Source organism: Streptacidiphilus monticola, assembly GCF_042658505.1.
GTDB classification, from domain to species: domain Bacteria; phylum Actinomycetota; class Actinomycetes; order Streptomycetales; family Streptomycetaceae; genus Streptacidiphilus; species Streptacidiphilus monticola.
Map to the genome: position 1 here is coordinate 4,623 of NZ_JBHSQJ010000063.1, position 6,672 is coordinate 11,294.

General features: G+C 73.7%; 6 protein-coding genes. 5 read left to right on the forward strand and 1 reads right to left on the reverse strand.

Features of this window, described 5'->3' with window-relative positions; all coding sequences use genetic code 11:
• The 3 genes from ACFP3V_RS15530 to ACFP3V_RS15540 all read left to right on the forward strand — a co-directional run.
• Positions 1-1,193: EfeM/EfeO family lipoprotein (locus tag ACFP3V_RS15530; protein ID WP_380583687.1), on the forward strand; the 1,193-nt coding region annotated here is incomplete at its 5' end.
• A complete protein-coding gene (efeB, locus tag ACFP3V_RS15535; protein WP_380583689.1) occupies positions 1,193-2,473 on the forward strand; it encodes an iron uptake transporter deferrochelatase/peroxidase subunit in 1,281 nt (426 codons plus the stop codon). The genes ACFP3V_RS15530 and efeB, both read left to right, overlap by 1 nt.
• An 88-nt stretch (positions 2,474-2,561) precedes the next feature.
• Positions 2,562-2,768: a hypothetical protein gene (locus tag ACFP3V_RS15540; RefSeq protein ID WP_380583691.1), complete on the forward strand. Its 207-nt coding sequence runs from the start codon at positions 2,562-2,564 to the stop codon at positions 2,766-2,768.
• Here the strand turns inward: ACFP3V_RS15540 and ACFP3V_RS15545 are convergent.
• Complete coding sequence (locus tag ACFP3V_RS15545) at positions 2,759-2,887, reverse strand: hypothetical protein (protein ID WP_380583693.1); 129 nt, start codon at positions 2,885-2,887, stop codon at positions 2,759-2,761. The two genes, ACFP3V_RS15540 and ACFP3V_RS15545, sit on opposite strands and share 10 nt — an antisense overlap.
• Positions 2,888-3,161: 274 nt before the next feature.
• On the opposite strand from ACFP3V_RS15545, the gene ACFP3V_RS15550 reads away from it, so the two are divergent.
• Both ACFP3V_RS15550 and ACFP3V_RS15555 read left to right on the forward strand, forming a co-directional pair.
• Positions 3,162-4,700 (forward strand): threonine/serine exporter family protein, encoded by a 1,539-nt coding sequence (locus ACFP3V_RS15550; protein ID WP_380583695.1) that lies wholly within the window; start codon positions 3,162-3,164, stop codon positions 4,698-4,700.
• Between the two features lie 15 nt (positions 4,701-4,715).
• Positions 4,716-5,588 (forward strand): hypothetical protein, encoded by an 873-nt coding sequence (locus ACFP3V_RS15555; RefSeq protein ID WP_380583697.1) that lies wholly within the window; start codon positions 4,716-4,718, stop codon positions 5,586-5,588.
• Positions 5,589-6,672: the final 1,084 nt, after the last annotated feature.

The window sequence follows — 6,672 nt, forward strand, 5'->3', positions numbered from 1 at the left end:
CCGGTGCGGGGGTCGAGCGCGCCCCCGCGCGCCGTGCGCCGCGCTGGGTCGTCCCGGTGGCCGCGCTCGCCGTCCCGGCCGTCGTCGCGGGCGTGGTGATCGCCGCCTCCGGCGGCAAGAAGGCCGCGGCCGCCACGGTCAGCGTCTCGCCCAGCGACTGCGGCAAGGGCTTCACCGCCCCCCGGCCGGGGCGGCAGACCTTCGAGATGCACAACACCGGCAGCCAGACGTCCGAGGTGTACCTGATCGACCCGGCCAGCAACGCGGTCTACGGCGAGATCGAGGGCCTGGCCCCCGGCACCACCCGGACGCTGACCGCCACCATCGGCTCCGGCGACTACGCCTGGCGCTGCGTCCCGACCGGCGGCAAGGCGGTCACCTCCGCCGCCGTCCACGTGAGCGGAGGCGGCACCACCAAGGCCGTGCTGCCGGTCGCCGAGAGCGACCTGGCCGCGCCGCTGGCCCAGTACAAGGCCTATGTCGACGCCGGGCTGGCGGCCCTCCAGGGGCAGACCGCCAAGCTCGCCGCGGACCTGCGAGCGGGCGACCTGGCCGCCGCCAAGGCGGACTGGCTCACCGCGCACACCCAGTACGCCTCCCTCGGCGCCGCCTACGGCACCTTCGAGGACTTCGACGCGAAGATCGACGGCCGTGCCGACGGCCTGCCCGACGGCGTCCACGACCAGGACTTCACCGGCTTCCTGCGGATCGAGTACGGCCTCTACCACGGCGAGTCCGCCGCCGCGCTGGCCCCGCTCGCGGACCGGCTGGCCGCCGACGTGACCGGTCTGCGCAAGGCCTTTCCGACCCAGGACTTCGACCCCTCGGACCTGCCGCTGCGCACCCACGAGATCCTGGAGAACACCCTCCAGTTCGAGCTCACCGGGGACACCGACGAGGGCTCGGGTACCAACCTCGCCACCGCCCAGGCCAATCTGACGGGCACTCAGGAGCTGCTGACGGTGCTCCGCCCGCTCGTCGAGAAGCGCAGCCCCACCCTCCCCGGCACCGTCGACGCCGACATCGCCCGGGTCGCCGCCCTGCTCAGGCAGGCGCACCGCCCGGACGGCAGCTGGATCCCGGTCGAGCAGCTCGACCGGAGGACCCGCACCACGCTCAACGGCGCGGTCGGCCAACTGCTCGAAGACCTCGCTCCCATCCCCGACCTGCTCGAGATCCGGAAGTCCGCCTGATGACCACTCACGAAGCAACCGGCTCCTGCCCCTTCGGCTTCGGCGGCTCGCGACGTGACTTCGTCAAGACCGCCCTCGGCGCGGGCGCGGCGGGCGCGGCGCTCGCCTCCGGCGCGCTGACCCTCGGCGGCGCCACCCCCGCCGCCGCCGACTCCGCGTCGCCGGCCGACACGTCCGCCGCGATCCCCTTCGAGGGCGTGCACCAGGCCGGAATCACCACCCCTGCCCAGGACTTCGCCGTCTTCCTGTCGATGGACGTGATCGCGGAGGACCGGAAGGGACTGGAGCAGCTGTTCCGCACGCTGACCGACCGGATCCGCTTCCTGACCGCGGGCGGCACCCCGCCGGACCTCGGCGTCGGCGCGCCCCCTTCGGACAACGGGATCCTCGGCCCGGTCGTCCCGGCCGACAACCTGACGGTGACGGTCGGCGTCGGTGCCAGCCTCTTCGACGACCGCTACGGCCTGGCCGCGAAGAAGCCGCGCAAGCTGACGCCGATGCGCACCTTCCCCAACGACAACCTCCGCCCGGCCGAGTGCCACGGCGACCTGAGCCTGCAGATCTGCGCGGCCAAGCAGGACACCGTGCTGCACGCGATGCGCGACATCGCCCGGCACACCCGCGGTCTGATGCAGGTCCGCTGGCGCATCGACGGCTTCCAGTCCCCTTCGCGGCCGACCGGCGCGCAGCGCAACCTGCTGGGCTTCAAGGACGGCATCGCCAACCCGGACACGAAGTCCGCGCGCGAGATGGACCGGCTCGTCTGGGTCACCCCTTCCTCCGGTGAGCCGGCCTGGGCGGTGGGCGGCAGCTACCAGGTGCTGCGCATCATCCGGATGCTGGTGGAGTTCTGGGACCGGGTCTCGCTCACCGAGCAGGAGAAGATGTTCGGCCGTCGCAAGGACACCGGCGCCCCGCTGGACGGCGCGGTGGAGACCGACATCCCCGACTACGCCAAGGACCCGGAGGGCAACGCGATCCCGCTGGACGCCCACATCCGGCTGGCCAACCCGCGGACCGCCAAGACGGACGACAGCCGGATCCTGCGCCGCGGCTACAACTACGACCGCGGCATCGACGCGGTCGGCAACCTGGACATGGGCCTGGCCTTCGCCTGCTACCAGCAGGACGTGGTCCGCCAGTTCGAGGCGACCCAGACCCGCCTGATCGACGAGCCGCTGGTCGACTACATCTCCCCGACGGGCGGAGGGTACTTCTTCGTCCTGCCGGGTGTGAAGGACCGCACAGACTGGCTGGGAAGCGGCCTGCTCGGGGTATAGCGTGAGTGACAGTGCCTGACGCGGCGTCAGTTCCCGTCCATCGCAAGGCCGCTGCTGCGCCGGGCACGGGGGATAAGGAGTGCCTGCCATGTCACCGAACGCCGTAGCCACCTCGCTGTGCCACCGCTGCCCGCCGCAGGGCGGCGAGGTCGTCGCCGTCTTCTCCGGCGACGGCCCCGCCCACCGGGCCGGGCACCGCGCCTGGGAGGAGACCCTGGCCACCGGCCTGGAGCACCACGACCACTACGACCCGGACCTGGACGCCTTCGTGGTCGTCCGGCACGGTCACCAGTAGAGGTCGCTCGCCTGACGCGGGGCCGGGGCCCCGCCGGGAGCGTCGGCCGCGCCGACGAGCGCGAGGGCCAGTGCGGTGAGGGCGAGCGTCGCGGCGAGGAGGCGGCGGATGCGGCGCACGGGGGCTCCTGCGGGGGTGCGGATCGGGTTCGTTCAAGCATCGACCAGTAAGTCGACAAATACGTAACTCGACCGGAACAATCCACCCTTCGGCCCTGTGTCCGATTTCCGCCCGGCACGGCGCTCGCCCGACGTCACCGAGGGCGCCCGGTCGAGCCCGGTCCCGCCCGTCCTGCTCCCCGCCGCGTCCGCCGTGGACCGGGTGTGCGTCGGATTGCCCGATCAGGCATGGTGGAGGCGGCGGCGAGTGTGATCACAGCGGGGCGGAGGAAAGGTGCCGGAGGGCGGCCAGGACAGACCGGGCGGGGCGGACGCGCAGGGCGGCGGTGAGGCGGAGTACGAGGACTGGTCCCGGTTCGGCTTCACGCCGACGCTGGGGGTCCCGATCGTCGACCTGCGCAAGGGCGCACCCGGGGAGGCGCCCTGGCCCGACCGGATGCGCTCGCTGCTGCGCACCCCGATGTCCGAGCGCCCCGAGTTCGAGCGCAGCGCCGCCAAGCCGGCCTCGGAGCCCAGCGTCCCCCGGGTACTGGACCTGACCCTGCGCATCGGCGAACTGCTGCTCGCCTCCGGGGAGGCCGCCGAGGACGTCGAGGCGGCCATGCTCGGCGTCGCCCACGCCTACCGGCTCGACCGCTGCGAGCCCGAGGTGACCTTCACCCTGCTCTCCGTCACCTACCAGCCCTCGCTGGTCGAGCCGCCCATCAGCGCGACCCGGGTGGTCCGCCGCCGGGGCACCGACCACACCCGGCTGGCCTCGGTCTACCGGCTGGTCGCGGACATCACCGGGGAGGAGGTCTCGGTCGAGGAGGCGTACCGGCGTCTGGCCGAGATCCGCCGCAACCGGCACCCCTACTCCAGCTGGGCGCTGACCCTGGCCACCGGCCTGCTCGCGGCCGCGGCCACACTGCTCGTCGGCGGCCGGGCCGACCCCCAGGCGTGGCTGGTGTTCCTGATCGCCTTCGTGGCGGCGGCCCTGGGCGACCGGCTGGCCTGGCTGGTGGCCTCCAAGGGGCTGCCGGAGTTCTACCAGTTCGTCGTCGCCGCGATGCCCGCCGCGCTCTCCGGCGTGCTGCTGACGGCGGGTCACTCCGGCCTGCGCGGCTCGGTGGTCATCACCGGTGGGCTCTACGGCCTGCTGCCCGGCCGCGCCCTCGTCGCGGCCGTCGCCGACGGACTGACGGGCTACTACATCACCGCGGCCGCCCGTCTGTTGGAGGTGGTCTACCTCGTCGTCGGCATCGTCATCGGCGTGCTCTCGGTGCTCTACATCGGCGTCCGGCTGTTCGGCGCGGAGCTGCACCCCGAGCAGGCGCTGGCCACGCACCCCTTCCCGGTGCTCCAGCTGGCCTCCGCGCTGCTGCTGACGCTGTGCTTCGCGGTGCTGCTGCAGACGTCCCGTCAGGTGCTGCTGCAGGTCACCCTGTTGGGGGGCGTGAGCTGGGCGGTCTTCGGGGTGCTGGGGCAGGCCCGGGTCTCCACGGTGCTGGCGACCGGCGTCGCGGCCATGCTGATCGGCCTGTTCGGCCAGATGCTCTCGCGGTACCAGTACGCCTCCTCCAAGATCTACGTCACCCCGGCGCTGGGACCGCTGCTCCCCGGTTCGGTCATCTACCGCGGCCTGCTCTCGCTGGCCCAGGGCGACGCGCTGCAGGGCCTGGTCTTCATCGCCCGCGCCTCGGCGCTGGCGCTGGCCCTGGCGGTGGGCGTCAACCTGGGCGGCGAGCTGGCCCGCCTCTTCCTGAAGATCCCGCACGCGGGCGGCGAGGCGGGCCTGGTCCGCCGCGCGGCCAAGCGGACCCGGGGCTTCTGAGGCCGGGGCGGCGCGATGGGCGGCTTCTACCGCGAGCACATCCTGGAACCCGGCAAGCAGCCGCTCTTCCTGCTGCTGGTGGGGTTCATCGCGTCCTTCCTCTTCATCCGGTTCAGCGTGCGCATGATCCGGCGGGGCGTGCGCTGGTGGCCGGGCAACGTGACGCCGGGCGGGCTCCACATCCACCACGTCGTGTTCGGCATGTTCTTCCTGCTGGTCGGGGGGATCGGCGCGTTCGCGTCGGTCGGGGCGTCGCCCTGGATCGACGTCTTCGGCGCGGTCTTCGGGGTCGGCTGCGGCCTGGTGCTCGACGAGTTCGCACTGATCCTGCACCTGGAGGACGTCTACTGGAGCGAGCAGGGCCGCAAGTCCGTGGACGCGGTGATCGTCGGGATCCTCTTCACCGGCCTGCTGCTGGTCGGCTACCTGCCCCTGGGCGTCTCGCCGGGGGACCCGCGGTGGTTCGCCATCGGGGTGATCTCGGTGAACCTGTGCTTCACGATCGTGACGTTCCTGAAGGGCAAGTTCTGGAGCGGGATGCTCGGGATCATGGTCCCCGGCCTGTCGTGGGTGACGGCGATCCGGCTGGCGCGGCCCAACAGCCCCTGGGCGCGCTGGCGTTACCCCCGCCGCCCGCGCAAGTTCGCCCGCGCCCGGCGGCGCGAGCAGCGCTGGCACCGGCGCGCGGACCGCGCGCGGGAGTGGCTGTTCGACGCGATCGCCGGCAAGCCGACGCCCCAGCCGACCCGTACGCAGCTGCTGGCGGAGCGGGTGCGCCGCAGACTGGCGCATCCGCGCCCGGAAGCCCTCCACCCCCCGACCGACCCTCGGGCGACAGCCCCCCGCCGCAGGGTCACCACCCGCTCCATGCGTCAACGCCCCCGGTGAGCCCCGTCGGGGGCGGCCGCAGGCCCCGTCAGGAGCGCGGGGAACGGCGCGGCCAGCACATCCCACTGGGGAGGTCCGGCCCCATCTGCGGGACGAACCCCCGTGGGTGGTGGGTTGCTCGCGCAGTTCCCCGCGCCCCTGGCGGGGCTGCGCCTCTGGCGGGGCTGCGCCTCTGGCGGGGCTGCGCCTGTGGCGGGGCTGCGCCTGTGGCGGGGCTGCGCCTGTGGCGGGGCTGCGCCTGTGGCGGGGTGGGACGGGAGCTGACGGGGTGTCACGCATCCGGCGCAGTAGGGGTGCAGGGGCTGGCGCCCGTGCGCAAGCTGAACGCATGAGGATCCGTGCCTGGGCCACCGCAGCCGTCGTCGTCGCGGTCACCGTGGGTGGTGTCGTGCCCGCCGCGAGAGGCGACGTGCCGGGCCCCAGCGCGGGCCAGGTCGCGTCCGCGCAGCAGCTCGCCGCCCAGCGCGCAGCGCAACTGCAGGACGCCGAGGCGCAGTTGGCGGCGGCTCAGGCCACCGAGACGCAGCTGGACCAGCAGGTCGAGCTCGCGGTGGAGCAGTACGACAAGGCCGTGGTCGCCCAGCAGGCGGCCGAGCAGCAGGCGCGCAACGCCGCTGCCGACGCCGTGGCCGCCGGTCAGGCGCAGGCGCAGGCCCAGCTGACGGCGGGTCAGCTCGCCGCCCAGCAGTACGCGATGGGCGGGCCCGCCTCCCTCGCCGGTTTCGAGGGGCTGCTGCGGGCGCGCGATCCCGAGCAGGCGCGGATCCAGAGCCAGGGCATCGAGGCGGCGAGCCTGGGCATGAGCCAGATCGTAACCGCCGCGCGGAGCGCCGCCGGTGAGGCGTCCGCCGCCGCGCTCGCGTCCGCGCAGGCGGGCCAGCGGGCGGCCGCGGCCACCACCGCAGTGCAGCNGCGCGCAGGTGGCCCAGCGGGCGGCCGCGGCCACCACCGCAGTGCAGCAGGCACGGGCCCAGGTGACCGCGCGGCTCGCGCTCCAGCAGCAGCAGGTGGCGCTGCTGGCGCAGCGGCGGGGCGAGTTGATGGCGAAGCTGGCCTCCGCGGAGCGGCAGGCCCTGGAACTGGC

Coding starts and splice junctions, on each gene's coding strand:
- efeB (WP_380583689.1), top strand. CDS start 1,193: ATGACCACTCACGAAGCAACCGGCTCCTGCCCCTTCGGCTTCGGCGGC.
- ACFP3V_RS15555 (WP_380583697.1), top strand. CDS start 4,716: ATGGGCGGCTTCTACCGCGAGCACATCCTGGAACCCGGCAAGCAGCCG.
- ACFP3V_RS15540 (WP_380583691.1), top strand. CDS start 2,562: ATGTCACCGAACGCCGTAGCCACCTCGCTGTGCCACCGCTGCCCGCCG.